General features: G+C 37.4%; 19 protein-coding genes and 3 pseudogenes. 13 read left to right on the forward strand and 9 right to left on the reverse strand.

Annotated features, from left to right (window positions below; translation table 11 throughout):
* The first annotated feature begins 130 nt into the window (after window positions 1–130).
* The 4 genes from FNK51_RS23920 (at window position 131) to FNK51_RS23935 (ending at window position 3,808) form a co-directional block, all read left to right on the forward strand.
* On the forward strand, window positions 131–955 hold the full coding sequence (locus FNK51_RS23920; protein ID WP_141994936.1) for an SAM-dependent methyltransferase: 825 nt from the start codon (window positions 131–133) through the stop codon (window positions 953–955).
* 326 nt (window positions 956–1,281) lie between these two features.
* Window positions 1,282–2,142, forward strand: a complete 861-nt coding sequence (locus FNK51_RS23925; protein WP_141994937.1) for a transporter substrate-binding domain-containing protein — start codon at window positions 1,282–1,284, stop codon at window positions 2,140–2,142.
* Between the two features lie 183 nt (window positions 2,143–2,325).
* Window positions 2,326–2,835, forward strand: coding sequence for a DUF6584 family protein (locus tag FNK51_RS23930; RefSeq protein WP_141994938.1), 510 nt, complete (start codon window positions 2,326–2,328; stop codon window positions 2,833–2,835).
* Window positions 2,836–3,016: 181 nt separating this feature from the next.
* Entirely contained in the window at window positions 3,017–3,808 is a 792-nt protein-coding gene (locus tag FNK51_RS23935; RefSeq protein WP_141994939.1) for a phosphotransferase, read from the forward strand.
* A 674-nt stretch (window positions 3,809–4,482) separates the two neighbouring features.
* Here the strand turns inward: FNK51_RS23935 and FNK51_RS23940 are convergent.
* Window positions 4,483–5,082: a TetR/AcrR family transcriptional regulator gene (locus FNK51_RS23940; RefSeq protein ID WP_098373832.1), complete on the reverse strand. Its 600-nt coding sequence runs from the start codon at window positions 5,080–5,082 to the stop codon at window positions 4,483–4,485.
* Window positions 5,083–5,301: 219 nt separating this feature from the next.
* On the opposite strand from FNK51_RS23940, the gene FNK51_RS23945 reads away from it, so the two are divergent.
* Window positions 5,302–6,810: a DHA2 family efflux MFS transporter permease subunit gene (locus FNK51_RS23945; protein ID WP_141994940.1), complete on the forward strand. Its 1,509-nt coding sequence runs from the start codon at window positions 5,302–5,304 to the stop codon at window positions 6,808–6,810.
* Window positions 6,811–6,989: 179 nt separating this feature from the next.
* Window positions 6,990–8,243, forward strand: coding sequence for a cytochrome P450 family protein (locus FNK51_RS23950; protein WP_141994941.1), 1,254 nt, complete (start codon window positions 6,990–6,992; stop codon window positions 8,241–8,243).
* A gap of 349 nt (window positions 8,244–8,592) precedes the next feature.
* Here FNK51_RS23950 and FNK51_RS23955 read toward each other — a convergent pair whose 3' ends face one another.
* The 4 genes and pseudogenes from FNK51_RS23955 to FNK51_RS27405 all read right to left on the reverse strand — a co-directional run.
* Entirely contained in the window at window positions 8,593–9,810 is a 1,218-nt protein-coding gene (locus tag FNK51_RS23955) for a Ger(x)C family spore germination protein (protein WP_141994942.1), read from the reverse strand.
* 385 nt (window positions 9,811–10,195) lie between these two features.
* Window positions 10,196–10,354, reverse strand: a complete 159-nt coding sequence (locus FNK51_RS26775) for a hypothetical protein (RefSeq protein WP_181762333.1) — start codon at window positions 10,352–10,354, stop codon at window positions 10,196–10,198.
* A gap of 211 nt (window positions 10,355–10,565) precedes the next feature.
* Entirely contained in the window at window positions 10,566–11,408 is an 843-nt protein-coding gene (locus FNK51_RS23960; protein WP_286178862.1) for a TVP38/TMEM64 family protein, read from the reverse strand.
* Between the two features lie 39 nt (window positions 11,409–11,447).
* A pseudogene (locus tag FNK51_RS27405) lies at window positions 11,448–11,774 on the reverse strand (IS110 family transposase); the annotation flags it as partial.
* Window positions 11,775–12,149: 375 nt separating this feature from the next.
* Between FNK51_RS27405 and FNK51_RS27615 the strand changes: the two are divergent.
* From FNK51_RS27615 to FNK51_RS27630, 6 genes and pseudogenes are all read left to right on the forward strand, one after another.
* A pseudogene (locus FNK51_RS27615) lies at window positions 12,150–12,320 on the forward strand (NADPH-dependent FMN reductase); the annotation flags it as partial.
* Window positions 12,321–12,543: 223 nt separating this feature from the next.
* Window positions 12,544–13,380: an alpha/beta fold hydrolase gene (locus tag FNK51_RS23975; protein WP_141994943.1), complete on the forward strand. Its 837-nt coding sequence runs from the start codon at window positions 12,544–12,546 to the stop codon at window positions 13,378–13,380.
* Between the two features lie 211 nt (window positions 13,381–13,591).
* Window positions 13,592–13,855 (forward strand): CPCC family cysteine-rich protein, encoded by a 264-nt coding sequence (locus FNK51_RS23980; protein WP_141994944.1) that lies wholly within the window; start codon window positions 13,592–13,594, stop codon window positions 13,853–13,855.
* Window positions 13,856–14,033: 178 nt separating this feature from the next.
* Window positions 14,034–14,198 carry a hypothetical protein gene (locus FNK51_RS26780; RefSeq protein WP_181762334.1) on the forward strand — a complete coding sequence of 55 codons (165 nt, stop codon included), beginning with the start codon at window positions 14,034–14,036 and terminating at the stop codon, window positions 14,196–14,198.
* A gap of 694 nt (window positions 14,199–14,892) precedes the next feature.
* Window positions 14,893–16,149, forward strand: a complete 1,257-nt coding sequence (locus tag FNK51_RS23990; RefSeq protein ID WP_098372412.1) for a cation:dicarboxylate symporter family transporter — start codon at window positions 14,893–14,895, stop codon at window positions 16,147–16,149.
* A 717-nt stretch (window positions 16,150–16,866) separates the two neighbouring features.
* Window positions 16,867–17,055 (forward strand): annotated as a pseudogene (locus tag FNK51_RS27630) (YesK family protein); the annotation flags it as partial.
* 179 nt (window positions 17,056–17,234) lie between these two features.
* Here FNK51_RS27630 and blaI read toward each other — a convergent pair.
* Together blaI and FNK51_RS24005 are read right to left on the reverse strand one after the other, a co-directional pair.
* Window positions 17,235–17,615 (reverse strand): penicillinase repressor BlaI, encoded by a 381-nt coding sequence (blaI, locus tag FNK51_RS24000; RefSeq protein ID WP_098372414.1) that lies wholly within the window; start codon window positions 17,613–17,615, stop codon window positions 17,235–17,237.
* A complete protein-coding gene (locus FNK51_RS24005) occupies window positions 17,596–19,407 on the reverse strand; it encodes a BlaR1 family beta-lactam sensor/signal transducer (RefSeq protein WP_141994964.1) in 1,812 nt (603 codons plus the stop codon). The genes blaI and FNK51_RS24005 overlap by 20 nt, the downstream gene beginning before the upstream one ends.
* Window positions 19,408–19,716: 309 nt before the next feature.
* On the opposite strand from FNK51_RS24005, the gene bla reads away from it, so the two are divergent.
* On the forward strand, window positions 19,717–20,649 hold the full coding sequence (gene bla, locus FNK51_RS24010) for a class A beta-lactamase (protein ID WP_141994945.1): 933 nt from the start codon (window positions 19,717–19,719) through the stop codon (window positions 20,647–20,649).
* 169 nt (window positions 20,650–20,818) lie between these two features.
* Here bla and brnQ read toward each other — a convergent pair whose 3' ends face one another.
* Together brnQ and FNK51_RS24020 are read right to left on the reverse strand one after the other, a co-directional pair.
* Window positions 20,819–22,162 carry a branched-chain amino acid transport system II carrier protein gene (gene brnQ / locus FNK51_RS24015; RefSeq protein ID WP_141994946.1) on the reverse strand — a complete coding sequence of 448 codons (1,344 nt, stop codon included), beginning with the start codon at window positions 22,160–22,162 and terminating at the stop codon, window positions 20,819–20,821.
* A 725-nt stretch (window positions 22,163–22,887) separates the two neighbouring features.
* Window positions 22,888–24,567, reverse strand: coding sequence for a NucA/NucB deoxyribonuclease domain-containing protein (locus tag FNK51_RS24020; protein WP_141994947.1), 1,680 nt, complete (start codon window positions 24,565–24,567; stop codon window positions 22,888–22,890).
* Between the last annotated feature and the right edge of the window lie 171 nt (window positions 24,568–24,738).

Below are 24,738 nucleotides of genomic sequence, written 5' to 3' on the forward strand. Positions count from 1 at the left end.
AAGGGAAATGAAAATTTTAGAGAAAGATATTGACATCCTATTAGCTGGTTTACTTCAATAAGGGAGATTGCTGAGGCAGCCTTTTTCATTGTTGATGAACCAATCACAATAAATGTGGGGTGAATGATACGTGAAGTCATTTCAACTAAACGAAAAAACAATGTCTTTTTTATCGAAATATCAATTATTCGAGGATGATTTGATCCAACAAGTTCAGTTGCAGCACCGGTTGGAATTAGTAAAAGCATTTGGGATTCAAAAAGGAATGCGTGTATTAGAAATAGGTTGCGGGCAGGGGGATACAACTGTTGCATTAGCCGATGCGGTAGGAGAAAACGGATGTGTTGTCGCAATAGATATTGCTAGTCCCGATTACGGAGCACCGTTAACTTTAGGTCAAGCAACTGAACGTATTAAGAAATCTCTATTAGGAGAATGTATTAACTTCCATTTTGAAATGGATTTTGATTTTTTTGAAGCAACTATGCCATTTGATGTGGCGGTATTATCCCATTGTTCATGGTATTTCAAGCAACCAGAAGATTTATTGAATTACTTTAGAAAAATTCGTGGTTTGGCAAAACATATATGTTTTGCAGAATGGGACCTTGATTTTACCTGCATTACGCAACGTTCCCATTTTTGTGCGGTTTCCATTCTGGCATTGTATTCAAACTTCGTAAAGAATGAAGGAAATATCCAAAACTTGTTTCATAAAACTCAAATTCACCAGCTACTCCAGCAAGCAAATTTTGAAGTGGTGAAACAACTTACAGTCGATGCAACCTTATTACAAGACGGTCAATGGGAAAAAAGTTATGCAAATAGTATCCGTGCAGAATTTATTAAAGTTCCTTCCATGATACAAACGTTGATAAATAGTTATTATGAATTGATGAACACTTCAAATGGAAATGAGAATTCATTAAATAGTTTCATTGTTTGTGCAAAGTAATACTTTCCTCTTTTAAGATATGCTTTTCGGTATTTGTATGATTGTGAAGGAATGTACTGCAACTAACGAGTTCAAGACTAGAGCCGCCGTATTGGTTGCTTTTTTGCTTATAGAATTAACAGGTGGTTCAGTTCAGCAATAAATTAAATTAGGACTGCACATTTTAGAAATGTCTAAAATGTGCAGTCCTTTTCATATCAACTGTTACGCTAATTCACCTTAATATAAAAAAGTGTTTTGTTTTAGAAGGTGATTCATTTATTTTGTTGTATTTTTAATAATTGGTAGATTAAATAAAAATATAGAAAAAATGGAGGTAAATTCACATGTTTAACAATTGGAAAAAAACACTAATGGCTGGAGTGATCAGCTTATCCCTGCTAGGTACAGGGTACGTCGGTCACGATCTGATCTCCTCGCAAAACGTCTCGGCTGAACCGGCATCAGAAAAGGCCCCAGGGCATTTGAAAAAAGTCGAGGCTTCCCAGCTTGATGAAATAATCAAACGTGGATACATTCGGGTTGGAATGACCGGCGACTACAAACCTTTTACCTATTTGAATCCGGAAACAAATGAGTATGAAGGCTTTGACGTGGACGCTGCCAAAGAACTTGGCAAAGACCTTGGTGTGAAGGTGGAATTTGTCGCTACTACATGGCCTGCGATGTTGAAAGACCTGGAAGCGGACAAATTCGATATCGCTGTGGGCGGTGTGACTCGCAATACAACGAGACAAAAAAGCGCTTATGTATCCCAAGGTTACCTTTCATTCGGTAAGGTGCCTTTAATTCGCAAAGAAGATAAAGACAAGTATCTTACCATTGAGGATATTAACAAGCCATCTGTACGCATCGGCGTAAATCCAGGAGGAACAAACGAAGAATTTGTCCGTCAGTATCTAAGCAAAGCTAACGTAACCGTTGTAGAAAACAACCTTGATATCCCACATCTTGTTGCAGAAGGTACGTATGATGTCATGATCACTGACACAGTAGAAGCAATGCTGTATGCAAAAGCTGATCCCAGACTGTATGCGGCTCAAACTGACAAGCCTTTCACAAACAGTGAAAAAGGTTATATGATCCCGAGAGGTGATTTCATTTATGCAAGCTACTTGGAAATGTGGATGGATGAAATGAAGCTACAGGGAAAATTTGATGCCCTCTACAAAAAGTGGATGGAATAGAATATAGAGGTGTGTGGTCAGTTTTTAGGGTAGATTTTTTTGTAAAAATAAAAACAGAAGAGTAAATTACTTCTCCTTTTTCTTCAGGAAGTATAGGGACGGGTTAAAGGAAAAAGGAACAATTCTATCTATTAAGTAATAAATAGAAAAAAATTTGTTTCGGATTATTTCGACTGTAAATAGATAGATGAAGGAGGAGTACTCATAGAAAAAATACCTGTTAAAAATTTAAAGAAGATAGAAGAGGACATTAAAAATAATGATTTAGGAAAAGCAAGAGATAGAATACACGGGTTAATTATCACCTTTCCAGATGAATTAGAACTCCGTAAAAAGTTAGGCGATATTTATTTTGCATTAAAATATCCCTCGATGGCCGGTCGATATTGGTATCTAGAAAAGAATAAGACACCTGAAATGGTAGATGCGTGCATTCAGTTCGAAAAATCCATGGGTAACGATCCTATTAGAATTGCCAGAGTTCTAAAGTTTAAAGGAGATAGTGAAATTATAAAAGGACTGCAAGATCAGGCAATTTCTCCTATACAAAATAAAGTTAAAGAAAAATTGACTGAAGAACCTGATGAGACATTGGAGGATAAGTTATTTACTATTGGGTGTATCACGATATTAATATTTATCATTTTCTTTTCATTAATCGGAATTTACACACTCTTTAGCTGGATTTTTTGAGTCCTGGAATCTATCTTCAAGAAAGGTATTTATATTTGTTGTTCTTCAGCTAACAGTCCTTTACTTCATTTCCAGGAGCTGATCAGCAGCTCCTTTTCTTATGAAACAAATGCGGCAGGTTAGTTTTACAAACAGGATTTATTTTACGGGTTAAAGAAAGTCAGATTAGGGGGATATTTAGATGTCAAACAATGAAAACGAAGAAATGCTGACAGGAGGGAATGTCTCTAACGTTTATCGTTCGGGAGATACTGTGCGACGAGAATTAAAACCAGATAGTCCTAAAGTTCATAAGCTATTAAAGCATTTGGAGAACAAAGGTTTCAGTTATGCCCCAAAGTTTTTAGGTATTGATGAAAAAGGAAGAGAGATATTATCATTTATTGAAGGAGAAGCTGGTAATCATCCTTTAAAAGAATACATGTGGTCTGATGATGTCTTAATGGAAATAGCGAAAATGCTCCGTCTTTATCATGATTCTGTCAGCGATTTTTCATTTGATGATAGCTGGCAATCGATAGATAACACCCCCCAACAATTTGAGGTACTATGCCATAATGATTTTGCGATATACAACATTATTTTTAAACATGAAAGACCAATAGGTATTATTGATTTCGATGTCGCTGGACCTGGCCCAAAACTTTGGGACATAGCGTACACTCTTTATACTGTTGTCCCCTTAAGTAGATTTAATCTTTCTGAAACAGGTGAGAAAGTTTATTATAATTCATTACAGCACGCTAACCGTATAAAACAAAGAGTTAGATTGTTTTTTGAATCTTACGGTGAGGGAATAGAAGAAGATTATTTGGAAATGGTATTGCTACGATTGGAAGGGTTATGTAAAACAATTACAAGAAAAGCCAGTGAAGGTGACATTGCTTTTCAAATGATGATAGATGAAGGGCATCTTGAACATTATCAAAACGATATTAAATTCATTCGTGAACATGGAAAAGAGTGGATTTAAGCGTAGGTTTTTTGTTGAACTAACGGGTACGTTAGCTGAAGATCGGAGCTGTCTTTAAGGCAGCTTTTTCTGATGGAACTATCGGGGCAGGTTTGTTGAAGAAGGATTGAAACTTTATTAGTTTAGGAATCGTATAAAAGAGAGTAATGCGGGTAGGATACGATAGCTTATAAGGGATGATAAATAGTGGAAACTTGTAGCAAATGCGGCAACGAACTTACGAAGGCCTATATTTCTGGAATTCAAGGAGAATTTCAGATAAACAAAAAACCAAGAGGTTTTTTTACGGATAGTCCGATTTACAGCAAAGTATTTCCTTATTTTGTTCTAAATGTGGGTATATAGAGTTCTATGTAGAACAACCAGGCAAATTCAAATTATGAAAGGGATTTCTACCTCTTGTACAAGACTCAAGGTTGCTGCGGCAGCCTTTTTCATTTGTCACTGTCACTAACGGGGCAGGTTAGTTCCACAAGAAAGTTTGTAGCACGGGAGAGATAAATGATAAAAATAAAGGAAAAACCGTTCAGTTTTCTGAACGGAAACACTCCGGTTTTTATACCAAAGTCCACTAAAAATAAGCCAGTTGATTTTGGAAAACCTTCTCGAATTTTTTGCGTAATCTATTAGATATACAAGAGTTAGAAACCATAATAGGTACATTTTATAAATGATTAACTTTCTACATTTATCCTCCTTTGGTGAAGCAAAGAGAATTGTTTCGCAAGAAAAGTCGGAGTATATGGCATATCATTTTGAAGCCACGAAACGATTGTGCCTATTAAAGCTGAAGTTTCATACCATATCAAAATGTCTTCCTTTACAATTTCAGTTAGAATGTGGGATGACCTTCCGTTTTCCTCTATCTTAGTAACTATCCTTTCCCTTAAAAACATTGTTAGACGTTCTCTAAAGATAGGGACTTTCTTAGAAGCCAAAAGGTTTTTATAAAAATTCGAATGTTCAGCTATATGCTCAAGTAAATTTTCGACTATTTTCCAACTATTCTCTTCAGAGGATGTCTGGTCCGTTGGTGTATTACAAAAAATCGTTGAAATGTCTTCAATCATATCGTCTGCCATCTTTTCCAACATATCTGGAATATCACGATAATGTAGATAAAAGGTAACACGATTGATGGTTGCTCTCTCTGCCAATCGATTAACCGTTATTTTTTGCACATCCATTTCCTCAAGTAATTCAACAAATGCATCTTTAATTAATTGTCTTGTACGGAGTATGCGAGGGTCTGTGTGAAGCTTTTTCTTTTCCATCAGTCTCTTTCCTTTCTTATCAAATAGTAAGCTACACTTCATAGTGTTACGTCGTATTTCTTCTCGATAAACAACATAAACCTTATTTTTGTAAATTAATATACACTTTTTGGAATTTTGTAGCTTGAAAACATTATAAATTGTACTTATAATCTCATTTATACATTGTAAATTATACAACACAATGTAAATTTAATCCACGATGGCTCGAGAGGATGTATGAAATTGAGTAAGAATTCAACAATCAAAAATTCTATCAAAAAGGGACCAATCATGTTTGTGTTGATAATAGGTGCTTTCCTGGCCACGTTTAATCAAACAATCATGAGCGTTGCCATTCCGGAATTAATGAATGATTTTAATATTAAAGCTTCAACAGCTCAGTGGCTTACAACAGGTTATATGTTGGTGAATGGCGTTTTAATTCCTATTACAGCCTTTTTAATCCAGAGATTTTCCACTCGTCAATTGTTCCAAACTTCGATGATTATTTTTCTAGCCGGAACGATTGTTTCTGCAGTCGCATCCAATTTCCCTGTACTTCTGACTGGGCGGCTGATTCAAGCAGCCGGTGCTGGCATTATTATGCCTTTACTCATGAATGTTGTGTTATCCCTTTTCCCGCCAGAGAAGAGAGGATCTGCTATGGGTTACGTCGGGTTAGCGATTATTTTTGCGCCTGCAATTGGGCCAACACTTACCGGCTATGTTCTTGAGACATTTCCTTGGCAAGCCATGTTTTATGGCATGATTCCATTTACAATTATTGTTATCATCTGCGGTTTTATTTATCTGAAAAATGTATCAGAACCTGTTCATTCCAAGGTAGACTTTATTAGTGTAGCCCTTTCAACCATCGGATTTGGTGCATTAATGTACGGCTTCAGCGAAGCAGGCAATGCTGGTTGGTCAAGTACAGAGGTAGTTGTTTCTCTAGTTATAGGAATCCTGGCCCTTGTCCTGTTTACTTGGCGGCAGCTGATCTCCAAAAATCCGCTACTGAATCTCCGAGCATTTAAATACAATATGTTCACCTTGACTACCCTTATAAGTATAGGTGTTACCATGATGATGTATGCAGATATGATGCTGCTTCCTCTGTACCTTCAAAATGCCCGCGGTTTTACTGCATTGGAGTCAGGTATACTGATGCTTCCAGGGGCACTCCTAATGGGGTTACTAAGTCCTGTAGTTGGAAAGCTCTTCGACCGATTTGGAGCCAAATGGCTTACTATTATTGGTATAGCAATTATTATCATCTCAACCGTTGGCTTTATAGATTTGACGGACTCGACCAGCTACACGTTTCTCATTGTGATGTCTACAGTTCGTCGTATTGGGATGGCTATGTTCCTTATGCCTGTACAGACTGCAGGTTTAAATCAATTACCATCCAGTCTTTATGCACATGGTACTGCTATTTCCAACACTATCAGACAAGTAGCTGGCGCAATAGGTACTGCACTACTTGTGACAGTAATGACAAACAGTACAAGTAATCATCTTCAGGACTTAGCCACGGGAGGAGCACGGGGTGAAACACAACAACATATGGTTATGGAAGCTTCTATCCAGGGGATAAATGACGCATATTTTGTTATTCTTATCATCGGAATTTTTAGTTTATTGCTTTCCTTCTTTATCAAACGTGTTAAGAACGCTTCCGAAGGAAGGCAACATAATTTTAAAGAAGCCAGTAAGAATTTAAGAGGCAAATCCACAATATAAAATATGTATAAATTATCCCAATTGTAAACTAAGGAGGAAATGGGATGTTATTTAAAACTTAAAGATTATCATCCTGATGGTTTTTAAAAGGTATTTTTAGGTCAACAAATAATTCCTTGGACAATATTTAAACAAACAAATGACTCCCGTAAAGGGCACAATGAGAAAGGAAGGTTGTCATGAATAATTCAGATCGAAACTTACCAGAGAAATCCATATTGGACGTGTTTAGTGGTGAAAGTGGTGAAAGCCCATTTCCGATATTCGTTAAGATGCGGAAAATGGGAGCCGTTATTCCTATCCCGTCTCCGATTAGTGGGATGGATGGCCAAGCATGGATGGTTACGCGTATGGAAGAAGCAATGCAGGTGTTAAAAGATCACGCCCGCTTTACTGTAGACGGGGGCTCCATCAATGGTAATAGTGATATCAGGCAAAAAAATGCTGATCCATCTGCTCCCCCTACCTTCCTTAACGCAAAATCAATGCTTTCTGTCGATGAACCCGATCATCGACGGTTGCGCAGGTTGGTGTCCAAAGCTTTTACGCCCAAATATATGGAAAGCTTACGCCCTCGCGTCCAGGAAATTGCTGACGAATTACTTGACCAGGTACAAGATAAAGGCGAGATGGACCTTGTCAAGGACTATGCCTATCCCTTACCAATCAACGTCATTTCACATATGCTTGGGGTGCCTCAAACAGACCAGGTACGGATTCGGGGCTGGTCTGAGGCCATCGCGCACGGTCTGGGCCTAGGAAGACAAAATCCGGGGGTAGCAGAGCGGATACGAGCATTCGGGGAATACATCGTGCAGCTTGTCGCCGACAAACGTCAGCATCCTGCAGATGACTTGATTAGTCAGTTGGTAGCCATCGAAGAGGAGGGAGATCGACTCGACGAAGCAGAACTAATCTCGATGATCTCGCTATTGATCTTTGCCGGCCATGAGACAACCTCGAATCTGATCGCTACAGGCACTTTGATGTTGCTGGATCATCCTGAGCAACTGGAAATGGCAAAAGCCGACCACAGTCTCGTTCCTGCAGCTGTGGAAGAACTACTGCGCTTCAATGGGCCTGCCACAATCGCGGGACTACGTTTTGCCACTGAAGATATCGAACTAGCAGGGCAGCAAATCAAAAAGGGAGATATGGTTATTCCCGTATTAAAATCAACGAATCGGGATGAGCTCCAGTTTACGGACCCAGAGGGGCTGGATATTACGCGCACAATCAAACGTCATCTCGCCTTTGGACATGGCATTCATATGTGTTTGGGAGCGCCACTAGCCCGTGTGGAAGGTGACGTTGCGTTTTCCACCCTGTTGAGACGCATGCCCAACCTACGCCTCAGCGTCCCTCGGGAGAACGTCAACTGGCACTTCATGCTGAGTTCACAGGGGTTAACATCCCTGCCAGTCGCTTTTTAGTGGAGAGAAGAACTCCCTACTTGACGGGTGTAAGTTCAAAAGCCAACCTTTCAAATTTTCACTGAAAGCTAAAACTAAAGTACTGATAAAGAGCTGCTCAAATGATGGGCGGCTTTTTTTATGGCCTGATTTCAGAAGCGGGGATACAGATACCAAAAGGTACAGTAATTGTTGGGTTATTTATACTATATATAGGTAAACAACAAGTAGCCCCAAATACGTTTACGAATAAAGTATTTAGGTCCCATTAAAAAAAGATGTATAGACTTTTTGCAGTTTAAAAATTTTAACCTATTCATCTTTCACATTTAATGGAGACTAGGAAGGTCAATGTGGTTATCCTGAGGGTTCACTTCTTTGCAGACCCTGATGTTCCATAATTGTTAATCGTTAATTTTACATTGTAGTTGACCGGGGTTTCACTGAATGTTTGGTCCCAATCCTTTTTGACCTTCTTCCATACTTTGGGGTTCTCAATTCTCAATCGATTTCCGAAGCCAGCAACGTCCACTTGGTATTCTTTTTGCATTTTTTCTACTACATTTCTCACCAAGCGTTTTACTTCTTTTTCAGAGGATTTTTCTGCTTTTTTTAGAAATTCATTATTAAAAGTATTTCCCGGAACCACCCAAGTTTCAGATAGTCTTCCCTCTGATTCAATGTTTACATCAAAAGAGATGTTGTTTCCATTAACTCGAGGTTTAATTCTGCTTTTCATGGACTCTATCTCATACACAATCTGCTGACCAGTCTCTTTATCATAGCTTTTCACTACACCGCCTTTTCCCTTGCCTTTTATCCACGTTATGCCTTCTAGTTCTTCCTCATTCACAACACCTGTCATTTTGTGGGTCTTTCCGTTGATTACTGCGGCTCCGGCAAATTTGACTTGCCCATTCACTGATAATACTTTTTGCAACAGAAAACTAGATCCTGAATGGAGCATGCTCTGTACTTTAATTTGCGGCATAGGAGGCAAAATCCTCGTTGTTCGATAGGCATTTTCTACAATGCCAACCAGACGAAACGATGGAATCTCTCCTGCTGTCTTTGTTTCCAGTGTCTCACTTGCTTTTCCTTTACTAATGAGCACAAGACAGCTTGGTCTAATTTCATTATCACGAAGAACTTGATCAAGTAAATTTCCCAATTTAAACGATTTTGCAAGATCTTCACTTATGACAATCACTTTCATATGAGTACTTGTTATGGGATTTTCAATTTTTAATGAGAGTTCACGAACCATCTGATGGACGGAATCTCCAGTTTCCGAAAAATTAATATAAGATTTTTGTTGTGGTCCGGCTTGTATAGTTGTTGAACTTGCAACTTCTGGAGTGATAAATTGATAGGTTGATGTAATCAGGTCTTTTTTTGAATAATATCCTTCCTTTTGTCCATTTAACTTTTTCTCAATGATGGACTCCTTGCCTTTATCGAATGCCAAACCTATACCTAAACTTTGCTCTTCAATTTCACGAGTGCTCCAACATCCTGTAAGAGATAAGAACAAGAGAACGGAGAGTGAAACGAAGAGGGGCCGTATATTGATTTGTGATTGTTTCATACTTTCCTCTTTTACTCTTAAGATAATAAGCAGGGGTAGTGGGAGTAAACCGAATAACAACAATGCGCCATTGCCGACAGAATCTCCAAGTTTTAAAAGGTCATTGATATTTTTCGGTATCATGGCAAACATATATAAAATCGGAAGCAAACCATAGATAAATGTGTGAATCCTCTTTTTCGAAAGTAATAAATCGACATGATTTATAATGTGCTGTTTCAAAGAATAGTATGCATGAAGTAATAGATATGATTAATTTACAAAAAATCTTTTTTAGCTCACGTTATTACACACTATTCGAGAAGAAAAAAACTTAATTTAACCTTGTTATTCCTCTTTTTAAAACTTGCGTTAAAGCATATAAAAAACCACTCAGAGTGGTTTTTTAATCTCGCATTGCTCCTGCCTCTCGGGAAGTCATTGCACCTTGTCCTTCGCTTACATCTTTTTGAATTTCTTGTTTTACTTTTTGTGCATCAGTTCCTGAAAATCCTGGTTTCGTAATTGAACCCGAATACTTTTTAGCTTGTTGATCCTGCTGCATGCAAGTCCTCCTTAATCCATTGTTTAACACTCTTATTATTCACAAATGGCACTCAGTATATCCCGAGGATTTGAGCGGATTTTAATACTAAAGGGGCAGGTTAGTTCATAAACGTAGCAACAGTGTTATGAATGAATTTGATACCTGGTGTGTTTTTTTTATTACACAAAAAAACGCTCTCCTTTCCAGCGTTTTTCCCATAATACATGCTCTATTCTACTTTTCTTTTGTTTAAAACCCATTTTATCCCTAAAGATAAAATAAACAATCCACCAGCAGCAAGTGACACAGCCGAGATTAATTCCTGTCCTGTCAGGGAGAGGGCTTTTGCCAATTCGACTGAATATGATAGGGATGAGGCTGTCATTAGTTTTGATAGTGAAGCGATCAGGATAAATCTGCTGAAAGAAACTCCGCCTATCCCCGATCCGAGGCAAATGATTTCATCTGGGAGAATCGGGATAATGAACAGAAGGAAAAGGATAGCCGTTTCATTTTTTTTCATATATTTCTGGTAGCTTTGCAAGTGCTTTTCTTTTACTAATCTTAATGCAAGCTTTTGCCCACCAATCGTAGCTATTAGGAACATGACTGCTATTCCAAAAATAGTTCCGAAAAAACTTAGATAAGTTGCGGTGAATGAGCCAAAAACTGCACTGCCTGCAGGAACCGTTAAAGCTTCAGGCAAGGGCAGTACGATTGGCTGAAGGAAACAAATAAGGAGGAAAAGGAGTTTACTTAAGAGGGGGTTTCCTCCTAAAACGCTCCCGATACCGATCCCGTCTGTCAGAACCAAAAACTTTGTTGTATAAAAAATCAGACAGACAATAATCAAAAAAATGCTCAAGTACACTAATGCGAGACGTGTATGTTTTAAATTTTCTTTTTTCATGATTATCAAAACAAGATTAATAGACAGAATGCCTATTAAAATGACTGTAAATATAACTTTATATATTGTCGGCAGCGATGGCAAAAACACAAAAATGCACATGGCTACAAAAGCGTCCATCAATAAATGCGTCCACAGCCTAGGTTTGTTTCCAAGAATCACAGTATTCTTTCTCCCTTTAAGTGAATTTTATTTGTATGATTAAGTGTACTGACAAAGCCATCTTAAGAAAACAGACCTGGGGGTTAATTGAAAGTAAGACCTGAGGTTTAGAATCCCTACTAGGACACGGGCGAGTTTTCCACATAGTTTCATGATGGGTTTGATTTTCTTTATCTTCTTCACTTTGACATTGTTGGAGTGTATGGCCTTAAACTCAAGGTTATTAATCACCAGACTCATGGTCGCAAAGAAGAAATAGCGCCGCAGTCGTGATCTTCCACGTTTGGAAAGGACAATATGGCTTTTTCCACTTCCCAGGGCTTGCCTCAGCAGATGCAATTCTGCATGACGAAGGAGCACAAAACCGAAAAATAACGAACTACAGGAATGCTAAAGTAGTTCAACAAGGAATTAGATTTAGACTTCATCCTGGAACTATCATAGGGGTAAGAGGTGTTGTAGGAATGGTTGTGGTTTTAACTAACATATTGCTGCTTGGGGATTTGAACGTAAAGTTCAAAAAGACGAAATTGTCTTTCCTATTGTTCAATTCTTTTCATCCAGACGTTATATTAACGGAACCCATACACAAAAAGCCTTAGATTCTATTGAATTCAAGGCTTTTCGAAATGTAACCTTATTTTCGTTTATCTTTTTTATTCCATTATTGGAACCCGTTCCCACATTTGATAAAGTATAGTATCATGAATAGGTATTTCAAACAAGGAGGGGATATGACCAAAAGCCATGCAAGCTAATGTCGTTCCATTTCAAAAAGTACTAATTTCGCAAGTACACGAAAAGATTGACTACAATCAGAAAGCGCTTACTGACGAAAAACCAAAACGATATCTTCAGAGCTATTTACGACAATTTATTCATTGGATCGATCACACTCCTGTTCTAGTTTAACAAAAGGAGATTATCAGTTTTAGATAAACTTCTTTTAAGTTGCATTCATGATAAAAAAGGTATTAGATGGGAAATTGTTACAAAACAGAAAATGAATCATCGGAACAATAAGATTCATTATGCTTGGAGTCCGCAACATTAAACGTGAATAAATAGGCTACGGGATTCATCCGTATTATTAGAGAATAGGATATATATCGGAAAATTTTTTGGAGGTAGAAAAATGGCAAAAATTACTATAGGAACCGAAAATGAAACACAGATTGAACTATATTATGAGGATCACGGTACAGGGAAGCCGGTAGTATTAATTCACGGTTGGCCATTAAGTGGCCGATCTTGGGAATATCAAGTTCCTGCTCTCGTTGAGGCTGGATATAGAGTCATAACTTATGACCGTCGAGGGTTCGGGAACTCTTCTCAGCCATGGAACGGTTATGATTATGACACATTCGCTACTGATTTACACCTGTTACTAGAGCATTTGGATATCCAAAATGTGACACTGGTCGGATTTTCAATGGGGGGTGGAGAAGTAGCCCGCTATATCGGAACTTACGGAACAAATAGAGTAGAGAAGGCTGTATTTGCAGGGGCTGTACCACCATTTCTTTACAAGTCAGCAGAACATCCTGAGGGAGCATTTGATGATGCAGTCATTCAAGGATTAGAAAATGGAGTAAAAAATGATCGCCTAGCATTTCTTGATGAGTTTACGAGAGGATTTTTTGCTGCTGGAGAACGAACTGACTTAGTCAGTGAACCATTCCGACTTTACAATAGGGATATTGCAGCAGGTGCATCGCCTAAAGGGACACTAGAATGTATTTCTGCTTTCAGCAAAACGGATTTCAGAGGGGATTTAGCCAAGTTTAATATACCTACCCTTGTTCTTCATAGTGATTCAGATGCAATTGTTCCATTTGAATATAGTGGGAAGCTGACACATGAAGCAATTCCTGATTCAAAGGTAACTTTAATAAAGGGTGGTCCACATGGGTTCAATGCAACACATGCCAAAGAATTTAATGAAGCACTGCTAACATTTTTAAAGGGCTGATTACAAATGACCGTAAATTGTTGCAATCTGATCGATAAAAATCGTTTTTTTTTTGATAAAATCAACAATGAATATAACAGAGCCACTTTAAAAAAGGGTGCGTTAGTTTAAGATTGGAGCTGTCTTTAAGGCAGCTTTTTCTTTATGATTGGGGCAGGATAGTTGAACAAGAAATCATGGTAGAATTCATAAGAATTGTCGAGGTGATTGTATGAAATATACTTGTCCTTGCTGTGGATATAAAACATTAGATGAAGAACCTCCTGGAACGTATGATATTTGTGAAATCTGTTTTTGGGAAGATGATGGTTACCAATATGAACATCCAGATGAAGATGGAGCAAATTATGTTTCCTTTAGAGAAGCACAACAAAGTTTTAAAATATTTGGGGCTAATGGTGAAAGAAGTTTGCAGTATGTAAGAAAGCCAAATAAATCCGATATAAAGGACCCAAATTGGAAACCGTTAGAGTGAGGTACATATAGTAGTTATTATTTTGATCTTCAACTAGCGGGTGCGTTAGCTGAAGATCAGAGCTGTCTTTAAGGCAGCTTTTTCTTTTTGCAACTATCGGGGCGGATAGTTCATTAAGAGTTATAATTTAAAAGGAGAATTTTTACTTGCCTTCGTTATTTAATAGGAAGTTTTTACTTTGAAGAAAACAAATAATTCTTTGGTTACATTTGCCGTAATCATTACAGTTTTAAATCACTTTGTTTCTCCAATTTTCTTAGATGTAGGACCTGATAGTTCAGGGACTGGCTTATCAATTCTTTTATTGGCTATTGCACTATTAAATCATCTTAGGGAAAAATAATAATTGTACTAATAGGTGCTTGAAATAAAAATTTTACTGTTATTAAGCTGTTTTCTTGTTACACTAACGGGTGCTTTCCTTCATTTAGGCCTAGTCACCACAGGGGTGCTGCTTTAATCCGTCGTGATTTACTGAGGAAACCTAGTGTGCCTTGTCTAAATACCTATACAGGTCTCCCGCCTTTCTTACCTCTTGATCTTGCTGCTTGAAGATCCGACTTTATTCGTTCACTAATAATAAGCTCGAAAATGGAGAAATACGCTACAAAGTTTTTTGATTTTGCCATGGTCCGCCAAAAGGTGACAGAACTGCAAAAAAAGCTCAGGAGCAAGCTGCGCTTATAGTCGAATTAACGTGAAAAAATTCTTTCAAGTTCTTTATTTTGAAACGAAGCGATAGAAGTAGGAGTCATTAATTATACAAATATGCGAAAGAACAAGTACTCCTATACTTGTTCTTTCGCATATTTGCATGCGTAAAAAAATGGGCGCGTTTACATTTCAGAATATTCTAAAATAATAAATGTGAGTTTTTGTAGTTTTTTGTAGGATGTTGTAATTTCGATGATAAAGTAAATGAAAAGTTACGTTTTTATTAACAATGGTAATCGTTAGGGGATACAGAGTCATGGTAGTAAAGGTCAAAAAGTAAAAAGAGCTTAAGCATAATGAAAAGGGAAAGGTGAGGAAAGTAAATGAAGAAATTTAAATTAAGTTTAGCTAGCCAAATTTTCATTGGTTTAATTCTAGGGATTATCGTTGGTGCCATTTTTTATGGAAATGAGACGGCCCAAAACTTTTTACAACCATTCGGAGACATTTTTCTACGAATGATTAAAATGATTGTTGTGCCAATCATTGTGTCAAGTCTTATCGTTGCAGTTGCTGGTGTAGGTGATTTGAAAGCGGTAGGTAAACTAGGTGCTAAATCATTATCATACTTTGTAGTGGTAACTATGATAGCGATTGCTGTTGGTTTAATTTCAGCGAATATCATCCAGCCTGGTGCTGGTGTGAATATGAATAATCTGGAACAAACTGATATCTCTACATATGTGGATACAGCAGAAACTAAGCAGCATGAATCTTTTGTAGATACACTCGTTCACATTGTACCATCCAATCCAGTTAAAGCCATGGTAGAAGGCGATATGCTAGCGATCATTTTCTTCTCCGTGTTGTTTGGGCTTAGTATTGCGGCTATCGGTGATAAAGGTAAACCAGTATTCCGTTTCTTCCAAGGTACAGCAGAAGGAATGTTCTACCTAACTAACATGGTCATGAAATTTGCTCCTATCGGGGTATTTGCACTAATCGGTGTGACCATCTCCAAGTTCGGTTTGGAATCTTTAATTCCGTTAGGAAAGTTAGCGCTTTCTGTTTACGGATCAATGATTTTCTTTGTAATTGTCATTCTGGGTCTTATTGCGAAATTTGTCGGATTCAATATTTTTACGTTGATTAAACTTCTAAAAGAAGAATTGATACTTGCATTCTCTACAGCAAGTTCAGAAGCGGTTCTTCCGAAAATCATGGAAAAAATGGAGAAAGCGGGATGTCCGAAACATATTGCTACATTTGTTATTCCGACTGGATACTCTTTTAACCTTGATGGCTCTACATTATATCAAGCGTTAGCAGCTATCTTCATCGCTCAAATGTATGGAATTGATTTAAGCGTGTATGAGCAAATTACGCTAATGCTAGTGTTAATGATCACGTCTAAGGGGATTGCGGGTGTACCAGGTGTATCTTTCGTAGTTCTTTTAGCGACATTAGGAACAGTTGGTATTCCTATTGAAGGTTTAGCATTTATTGCCGGTATCGACCGTATTCTTGATATGGGACGTACAGTAGTAAACGTTATTGGTAATTCACTTGCGGCAATCGTCATCTCTAAATGGGAAGGTCAATTTAATGATGTGAAAATAAAGTCGCATAATGTTTCATGACCGAGTTTAATGACTGAGAATAGGAATCGGAATTCTCTTTGAAGAAATTAACCTAGATGATTGGAGGTTCATCCTCAACATAACCGCGATAATGTTATTATGGTTCTGGTGTAAAACTTCAAGATTATAGTTGAGAAGAGATGGACTCTTTATCTGAAGCAAGTAATCCAGAGTGATATCCAAATTTCGGTTATCATATACTATATATCGATCTTCCGCAATCGGGCGCTTTTATTGAGTAAGGATCACAGAAGTGATCAAACTTTTTTATAAAAGAATGATTGAATTGAATATATTAAGAGCGTGTTTTGATCAATCTTTTTTTCAAAACACGCTCTTTCTTTTTGTTGTTTATCAAGGGTATTATTATCAATTTGATCAAACATTAATCTAAAGCTACAAGTCTTATGCAACTAACGGGTGCGTTAGCTGAAGATCGGAGCTGTCTTTAAGGCAGCTCTTTTTCTTACGGGGCAGGTTGGTTCTTTAAGTGTAGTGTCTTCGTCCTGTGTCATAAATACGAAATAATGAAAATAGAATAATAATTATTGGTATTTAAATAACCTAATTGTATTTTAATGGTAAAATTAGCTATTGACCTAATCATTACCAAAGAGGTGATTTAATGGGTATTATATTCTCTTCTTATACTAGCTACTTGATAACCTTTATTCTTCTAGTTACTTTTGGAATAGCCCTTACAAAGAACAAAAAAAGAATACCATTGCTTGTCCACTTATTTTCATCTTTTTAGGCATTATTAATTTTGTATCTGGCCTTTTAGTTGTAGGAGGTTTTGAAGGAATGGCTGTTTCCATATTTGGTTTTGTTTATTTAGGACTAGGAGCTATTACACAACTTATAAACAGTCTATTTATTTATTACAGGACAAAAAAATATTCATAAATTTTTAGATTTCATTATTTCACAGTTTGTGTCAACTCTACAATAAGGCAGGTTGCTGGGGCTGCCTTTTTCTTATGGCACAAACGGGGGAGTTTAGTAATTACATGAGAAATATGTCCTCAGCTATTTCGACGGAAAAAAGCGATTTGGAAAAATCCCAAATCGCTTTTTTAATATTATTACTTTTTAGGTTTCTTATTTAAAATAAAGCGTAGTTCATTGATATCATCATCAGATAGGGTATCTTCCTGAATGAATTGGACAAGCATGGATTTCAGTGTACCTCCATAGATACGGTTGATAAATGATTCAGTCTCGGCACGCTGGCACTCTTCCTGTGTATAGAGCGGGTAAAAGGTGTAAACTCTTAGATTTTTATTGACACCTACTACATCTTTTTGAACCAATCGATCGAGAAGAGTGCGTATGGTTTTCGGCTTCCAATGGGTACTCTCCTGTAAGGAACCTATGATGTCATTTGCTGTTTGAGGGGCTTTATCCCAAAGCACGTTCATGATTTCCCATTCTGATTCTGATATGCTAGGAATGTTTTTCTCCATTTTTCTCCCCTCCGTTTTCTTTATAGATTCCTAAATCTTTTAAAATTGATAAAGTAATTTCTCCCGCCTTGCTTCCAGAGGAATCATCTTCATTTTGAATATTGGTAGCAAAGAAATAAGTATTGTTCTTTGTCTCTACATACCCGATAAACCAGCCATTGATGTTTTTTCCATTCACTGTTCCTGTACCTGTTTTTCCTGATAGGCGAGCTTCCTCACTCTTTTCTAAGCGTAGTGCTTTCTTTACAGCTTGGATATGCATTTCATTATATCCCAATTGATTGTAATAAAAGGCTTGCAGCAGTTGGACTTGCTCGACTGGAGAAATTTTCAATGAGGATTCGAGCCAGAATTCACCCAATTCCCCAGATACATCGGAATTTCCATAGTTTATCGCTTGTAGATTGGATTGGATTGTTTCAAATCCTGTTCTACGATCTAATTCCTGGAAATACCAGTTTACAGAATTTTGTAAAGCAGATGAGACATCCTGATCCATATTCCAAGCGTCATAGGGTTGCTTAGTCCCATCCCAGGAAAGGGTGGATTCTTCGGGTGATATCACATTTGATTGTAGTGCAAATAAGGCACTATAGATTTTATAGGTGGAATCAGGTGATACCCGCAACGTACTTTTCTCTTCATTATAAATGCGATATTGCTGTGCGTCATGATCATATAAAACAAAGCTTCCTTCATACCCTTTAAAGAATTGATGTAAATCCTCAAAAACCACTCCATCATTATTAAAATAGTATCGGTCATTTTCCGTCGCAAATGCGGAAACGAAAGGTAATTGGATTGTCAAAATGATACAGGCCAACACATAAATAAAGACGCTTTTTCTTATTGATTTTTTTGTGGAATGTTTATAGGCAGAAATTCGTTCAATTCGTTTTTTGATTTGAAGCTTCGAACCGTTTAAATGTGTCACTATCTGTAGCTTACTTGACCGTTTTGAAAGATCCAAAAAATTAATGATTGTATTTCCATATTCACTAAATGAATGATCATCTATTAACTGTAAAACAGATGTATCACATGAGATTTCCCGATCCAATCTCATTTCTCTAAAAGCAAGCCAGACAAGGGGATTAAACCAATAAATGATTTGATAGAACAATATCACGTAATTAGTCAGCAAATCCTTGTTTTTATAGTGACTCAGTTCATGAAGAAAGATATACTCGTAATTTTTCAAGCTAAGCCAGTTTTCATGCTGGGAAGGTAAGACGATATATGTTTGAAAAAGTCCGAATATCATTGGAGACTGGACTCTTTTCGAAATAACAATCTTTATTGATTTTTTAATCTGCAGTTTTTTCTTGCATTCTTCGAAAAGCACGAGAACTTCTTGATTGGAAAACGGAGAAGAATAATTCTTTATCCTTCTAAGTGTGAGCCATCCACGAACGATAGTAAAGGTAAATAAAAGCATCCCTGACATCCAAAAACCCATCACTCCAATATTAAGTAAGGACAGGTCCGGCCGATTGACCGATACAGAAAAGTCTTGTATTAGGTGGAGGCCTTGCATCATATCAGTTCCAGGTATGTTCATATTAGAGCTGGGTGCATTAGTCTGATATGTATCCCCACCGCTAAAGAGAGTACTAAAATTATATAAATCAGTAGGTATGAATGGAAGTGCTAAAGCCATAAAAAGAAACATCCACAAATGATAGTACCATTTTGCTGTTAATTGTCTTCCAAACCATTTTCGTATAAGTAGAATAACAGCAACGGAAAATGAAGACACCAATAGACCTATTATAAAATGAGTTAAAAACATGTCCTTCAATACCAACTCTCTCGACTTTTAAATTTTTAAAAAGGTATATAGCATATTTATAGTGGCTTGAGGGTGAAAAAATAAAGAATTGACTTTATTTGATTACGTATGTAATACTGTACTACAGATGTAATAAGACTACAAATGTAATCCGTTAAAACTCCTTAGTTTTTTCAATTCATACACAAGAGTCTAATCAAAATCAGGAGGTCTACATCATGAACAAAAGATAGGGTGCAAGTGTTAAAGATCCGGCTGCTATCCCAGGAGAATACATACTAAATATTTTTTAGAAAGAGGTTGAATCTTATGAAATCATTGAGTAACATTTTTAGTACTTCCGCATTCAGAAAAATTGTACCTGTTCTATTTCTTTCATGTGCAACGCTTGTAGGTTGTTCAAACAATAACGTTAATGCTGAATTAACTAAACCTAAAAAACAAGCAACTGCCAATAATCATCACTTTGCTAAGCTTGAAGAAAAATTTGATGCTAAACTTGGTGTCTTTGCGTTGGATACTGGTACAAACCAAACAGTAACCTATCATCCAGATGAGCGTTTTGCTTATGCATCTACTCATAAGGCTCTAGCTGTAGGAGCACTTTTACAACAGAAATCAATAGAAGAACTTAATCAAAGAATTACCTATACACGTGAAGATCTTGTTAATTATAATCCGATTACAGAAAAGCATGTTGATACGGGGATGACTCTTAAGGAGCTTTCTGATGCTTCTCTTCGATACAGTGACAATACTGCTGGAAACCTTATTCTTAAACAACTGGGGGGACCGACTGGATTTAAAAAGGCATTGGAGGAAATCGGGGATAATGTTACCAACCCTGAGCGATTTGAGCCAGATTTAAATGAAGTTAATCCTGGTGAAACTCATGATACGAGTACACCAAGAGCACTTGCTACTAGTCTTCAGGATTTTACATTGGGAGATGCACTTCCAACTGAGAAACGTGAACTTTTAATAGATTGGATGAAGAGAAATACTACTGGAGATGCGTTAATTCGTGCTGGAGTGCCGAAAGGTTGGGTAGTGGCTGATAAGACTGGAGCAGGATCATATGGTACGCGAAATGACATTTCGATCATTTGGCCATCAAAAGGAGACCCTATTGTCCTTGTTGTACTTTCAAGTCGGGATAAAAAAGATGCTGATTATAACGACGACCTTATTGCTGAGACAACAGAAGAAGTAATTAAGGCCCTTAAAGTGAAAAATAAATAGAATATGATTGTACTAAAAAAGGTTACGTAAAGTTGCCTTTTTTAGTAGATTGATTCTAAAATGATTGTTATGGTGACCCTTCAAGAACGGACTAAAAGGTCGGTTCCTGGATTCAACATTCAATTTTAAAAGGTCAACCAGTAATGGTTGACCTTATTTTAATATTTATTTAACTACTAGTTGGGGGATTAAGACCGAATTTCCCTCGTAGTATGCTACTGCTAAACCCTATAAATCCTCCAACAATTGCTGGAATAATCCACCCTAGTCCGACATCGTACATAGGAAGAATTTCATTAAAAAAATTATTAATGGATGAAAAGTGTATACCAGCTCGATTTAATCCATCAAATAAACTAATTATAAATGTTAAAAGTAAGCTTCCTTGATACACTTCAGCTTTCCCTCTAAATAAAGAATGGAAAAATGTCAAGAAAATTAATACAATGGCTAATGGATAAATAGCTGTTAAGAGAGGAACAGAAACAGCAATTAACTGTGTTAGCCCAATATTGGAAACTATTGCACTAAAAATAGATAAACTTATAGCAATTGTTTTGTAAGGTACCTTTGGAAATAGTTTATGGAAGAATGAAGAACAAGATGTAACAAGTCCTACGCTTGTTGTTAAACAAGCTACTGTAATCATTAATCCTAATAATATCCCGCCATAAGCTCCAAAATAATAATCCGAGACTTTTGCTAAGATGGTACCTCCATTTTCCAGGTGCCCAAGTTTTTCTACACTTGAAGCACCCATATAAGAAAGAGCTGAATACATGGTTGCCAGGAAAAAGGCAGCAATTCCAGTTGCTTTTGCACAAACAACCATAATTTGTTTTTTTGTTTTAGCACCTTTTTCTTTAATGGCATTAATGATGATGATGCCAAAAACAAAAGATGCAAGCGTATCCATTGTTAAATAACCTTCTCTAAACCCATTAAAAAATGGTTGAACTGAATAATTCTTAATAGGTGATTGAAAATCTCCGATTGGATGATTAAAAGCAACTACTACGAGGATTCCAATGAACGTTATCTTGATTGGTGTTAATATTTTCCCGACAATTCCGACAACTTTCGCGGGATTGATCGAAAAAAGGCACGTAATACTAAAAAAGATGATTGTGAAAATAAGTAAAGGTAGAGGGCCTGAATTTTCCGACAAAAAAGGTTTTACACCGATTTCAAAAGAAACGTTTCCTGATCTAGGCAAAGCAAATAAAGGACCAATGGCTAAATAAAGAACGGTTGTGAATACAATACCAAATACAGGATGTACCCGACTTGCTAACGACTGTAAATCATCTTTCCCCGAAAAACCAAGTGCTAACACACCAAGTAACGGTAAGCCAACTCCTGTTATTAAAAACCCTGCATTTGCTGACCAAATATTCATTCCTGCTGATTGACCAAGCATTGGTGGAAAAATTAAATTTCCTGCCCCAAAAAATAGAGCAAATAACATTAAACCAATAACTAATATAAATGAAAATGGTACTCTAGTAGCCAAATTAAAACCTCCATGAAAGAACAAAATTTTACTTTAAAAAAGAAATAATTTTCAAAAAAATGATCACAAACTTAATACATAAGATTGTATAATGACCTGATAAAATTAATTTTTTAAGTTTTTCCTTATGGGCGGCCTTATTTAATATGCAATAAGGTTCTTTCAAATTTTAACGACAAGCAGATTGTTACTACCATGATTACGATTCAAATGATAACTGCTGTGAATTACAGAAAATTCCCCTACTTAGCCCCCTATTAGTGATATGTAATCATTAACTAAAATTCCATTTTATAACTATTGATATATTGTAATACATACTTCTTTCTCTTAAAAGGATACAAAGGAGGAAAAAACAAGAAATAAAGTTGTCATTAAGGGGGATAAAAGTGGTAGCTGTGAAAAAACAACGTATCAGATTAGTGAAACAAGAACTAAAGGAGATATAAATGTAGAAGAGAATTAATACAGATATTAATTAAGAAGTGTTGTTAACTCGCTTGAAAATGCAAAAATGCGTGTTGAGAATAATAGGATGCTTAACATTGAAGAAGTCTTTTAAAAATTAATTGGAATGTTATCTGTGAATAATACATTTTTGTTTATTTCGTTATCGGGGATATGGTGGAAGTAGTCACTATAAATACCTAGTCAAAAGAGCTTAGATAGGAGTCTCCAAGCTCTTTTGACTAGCCTTGGTCTTTTATTCAACTAACCTTCTATTATTAAGGGATTGCATAGACTTCGACAGTGAAGCTTTCTCCATCGGTGTTTTCCGGTCTGGCGATGTAGAAATCTTCACTCGTTTTGATTTCTGACTCGGACCCGTCTGTAAGATCATAGAAGATCGTTTCGTCGATACCGAAGCTGATGTCTTTCATGACATCGAATTTTGCATCTTTAGGACCGTCGACGATTTTCCATTGTAACTTGGTCGCGTAAGTAGGGATGTTCCCGATCGTGAAGTTATCACTTGATCGGTTACCCTGGCCGTCCTGAGGCTGACCTTCCGATCGGATCGTCGCGATTTTCTCAGGAGCTTCGACCTCCACATTAAAAGCATCTCCATCCAGAATCCGGTCATAGGCGTACCAGGCACCGAGCCATGTCCCTGCAGCACCGTTCGAATCAGCGGAAATCATTCTTACAGAAAAATTATCCGATCCGTTCGTCGATGAACCTTCCCAGGTGGAAGCGAAAGGATATTCGTCACACTGCTTTCCTGTCCGATCCTCATCTCCGAACTCCCGGTCACAAATCCTTCTTGTCTTGTTTCTATTACGGTTGTATTCCTCCTGATGACGTTTTGTATACATCCGTGTCAGTGTGCTGTCTCCTACAGCTCCCGGTATTTTCTTTCCAACCATTTGAGGCTTTGTCTGTTCTGGGTGGTCCATAGCGTCCTTCCAATGCTGGCCGGCTTCAGTTAGCATTTTGAATTCCGGTTTCGTGATCGGGACATTGAAGACCGGTGTGGCTTTGCTGAATACGGCTCCTTGCCAGAAATATTGATCTGGGAAAGCGAACATGTATTTTGCAGAGTCATAACGGACGGTCTGTTTAATGCCATCTATGCTTTTTTTGTATTTCCTTGCTGAATGGGTAAGGGTGAGTTTCGGCCAAAATTCCATGTATCCCAACTGGTCAGGATTTGAATCAGTTGCTGGGGGCGCTTCTGAGGTGAAGATTTCTGTATCGAAGTTCGTGTTTTTCCAGTGGGCGATCGTTCGTTCCGTCGGTGGATAGTCGGGATCCTCTTTACAGTCACCTGCGTTCAATTTCGATTCACATACCATATCGATTTTCAACTTGGCTCCATTTAAAGCTGGATCGGTCACGATGATATCATCAAGTGTATAATAGATTCTCATGTTCCGGCTTTGGTTGGAACCATAACCTATTTCCGTGAATTGAAATTGAACTCCTGCGTTTATACAGATTCCTCCGATGCATTTTACAGGGACTTGATATGTCGCAACATGGGACCAACAGAAGGAATAACGGTTCTTGATATACCCTGTTTCTGAACTGCTGTCAGGACTTCTCCGGCATTCATCTACAGTCTGGATATGATCATAGTCAAATTCCGGGGGTACCCATCCGACCGCCGTCTTGATCGGAGGTGCCAAGTTCGCTCTGTATGTCGCTTTACTTTGCTGGTCTACTTCCATCAATTCATCTAATGTCTGAATGCCTTCTTTTTGCTGGATTTGATCTTGTTTGATTTCGAGCTCCCCGAGGGATTTACCTTGCTTCATCAGTTCGGTTGCCTTCTTGATCTTGCCGTCTGGGACCCAGTATCCTCCACCTTCTGAAGTTGCCTGTGTCTGTACAGGTGCAAAGATGCCAAGGGTCAAAATCATGACAAGGACAATTGAAAATAATTGCTTGTGTAACCTGGACATTACAATTCCTCCCTTATTGAAATAGTAACAGCTGTTTATTACCCATGGACTAGTGCGCTATTAGGTCGGTGCGATTTAAATCGCTGATAGATTACTACAAAATAAAATGTTTTACAATACATTCCAAATCAAATAATGCTATCAACCTACATTTTTTACCAAATAATATTT

It is taken from the genome of Bacillus sp. B4EP4a (assembly GCF_006680105.1).
GTDB classification, from domain to species: domain Bacteria; phylum Bacillota; class Bacilli; order Bacillales; family DSM-1321; genus Peribacillus; species Peribacillus simplex_E.

Coding starts and splice junctions, on each gene's coding strand:
- FNK51_RS24020 (WP_141994947.1), bottom strand. CDS start 24,567: ATGTCCAGGTTACACAAGCAATTATTTTCAATTGTCCTTGTCATGATT.
- FNK51_RS23950 (WP_141994941.1), top strand. CDS start 6,990: ATGAATAATTCAGATCGAAACTTACCAGAGAAATCCATATTGGACGTG.
- FNK51_RS24005 (WP_141994964.1), bottom strand. CDS start 19,407: ATGTTTTTAACTCATTTTATAATAGGTCTATTGGTGTCTTCATTTTCC.
- bla (WP_141994945.1), top strand. CDS start 19,717: ATGAAATCATTGAGTAACATTTTTAGTACTTCCGCATTCAGAAAAATT.
- FNK51_RS23945 (WP_141994940.1), top strand. CDS start 5,302: ATGAAATTGAGTAAGAATTCAACAATCAAAAATTCTATCAAAAAGGGA.
- FNK51_RS23975 (WP_141994943.1), top strand. CDS start 12,544: ATGGCAAAAATTACTATAGGAACCGAAAATGAAACACAGATTGAACTA.
- FNK51_RS23940 (WP_098373832.1), bottom strand. CDS start 5,082: ATGGAAAAGAAAAAGCTTCACACAGACCCTCGCATACTCCGTACAAGA.
- blaI (WP_098372414.1), bottom strand. CDS start 17,615: ATGGAGAAAAACATTCCTAGCATATCAGAATCAGAATGGGAAATCATG.
- FNK51_RS23980 (WP_141994944.1), top strand. CDS start 13,592: ATGAAATATACTTGTCCTTGCTGTGGATATAAAACATTAGATGAAGAA.
- FNK51_RS23935 (WP_141994939.1), top strand. CDS start 3,017: ATGTCAAACAATGAAAACGAAGAAATGCTGACAGGAGGGAATGTCTCT.
- FNK51_RS23990 (WP_098372412.1), top strand. CDS start 14,893: ATGAAGAAATTTAAATTAAGTTTAGCTAGCCAAATTTTCATTGGTTTA.
- FNK51_RS23955 (WP_141994942.1), bottom strand. CDS start 9,810: ATGAAACAATCACAAATCAATATACGGCCCCTCTTCGTTTCACTCTCC.
- FNK51_RS23925 (WP_141994937.1), top strand. CDS start 1,282: ATGTTTAACAATTGGAAAAAAACACTAATGGCTGGAGTGATCAGCTTA.
- FNK51_RS26775 (WP_181762333.1), bottom strand. CDS start 10,354: ATGCAGCAGGATCAACAAGCTAAAAAGTATTCGGGTTCAATTACGAAA.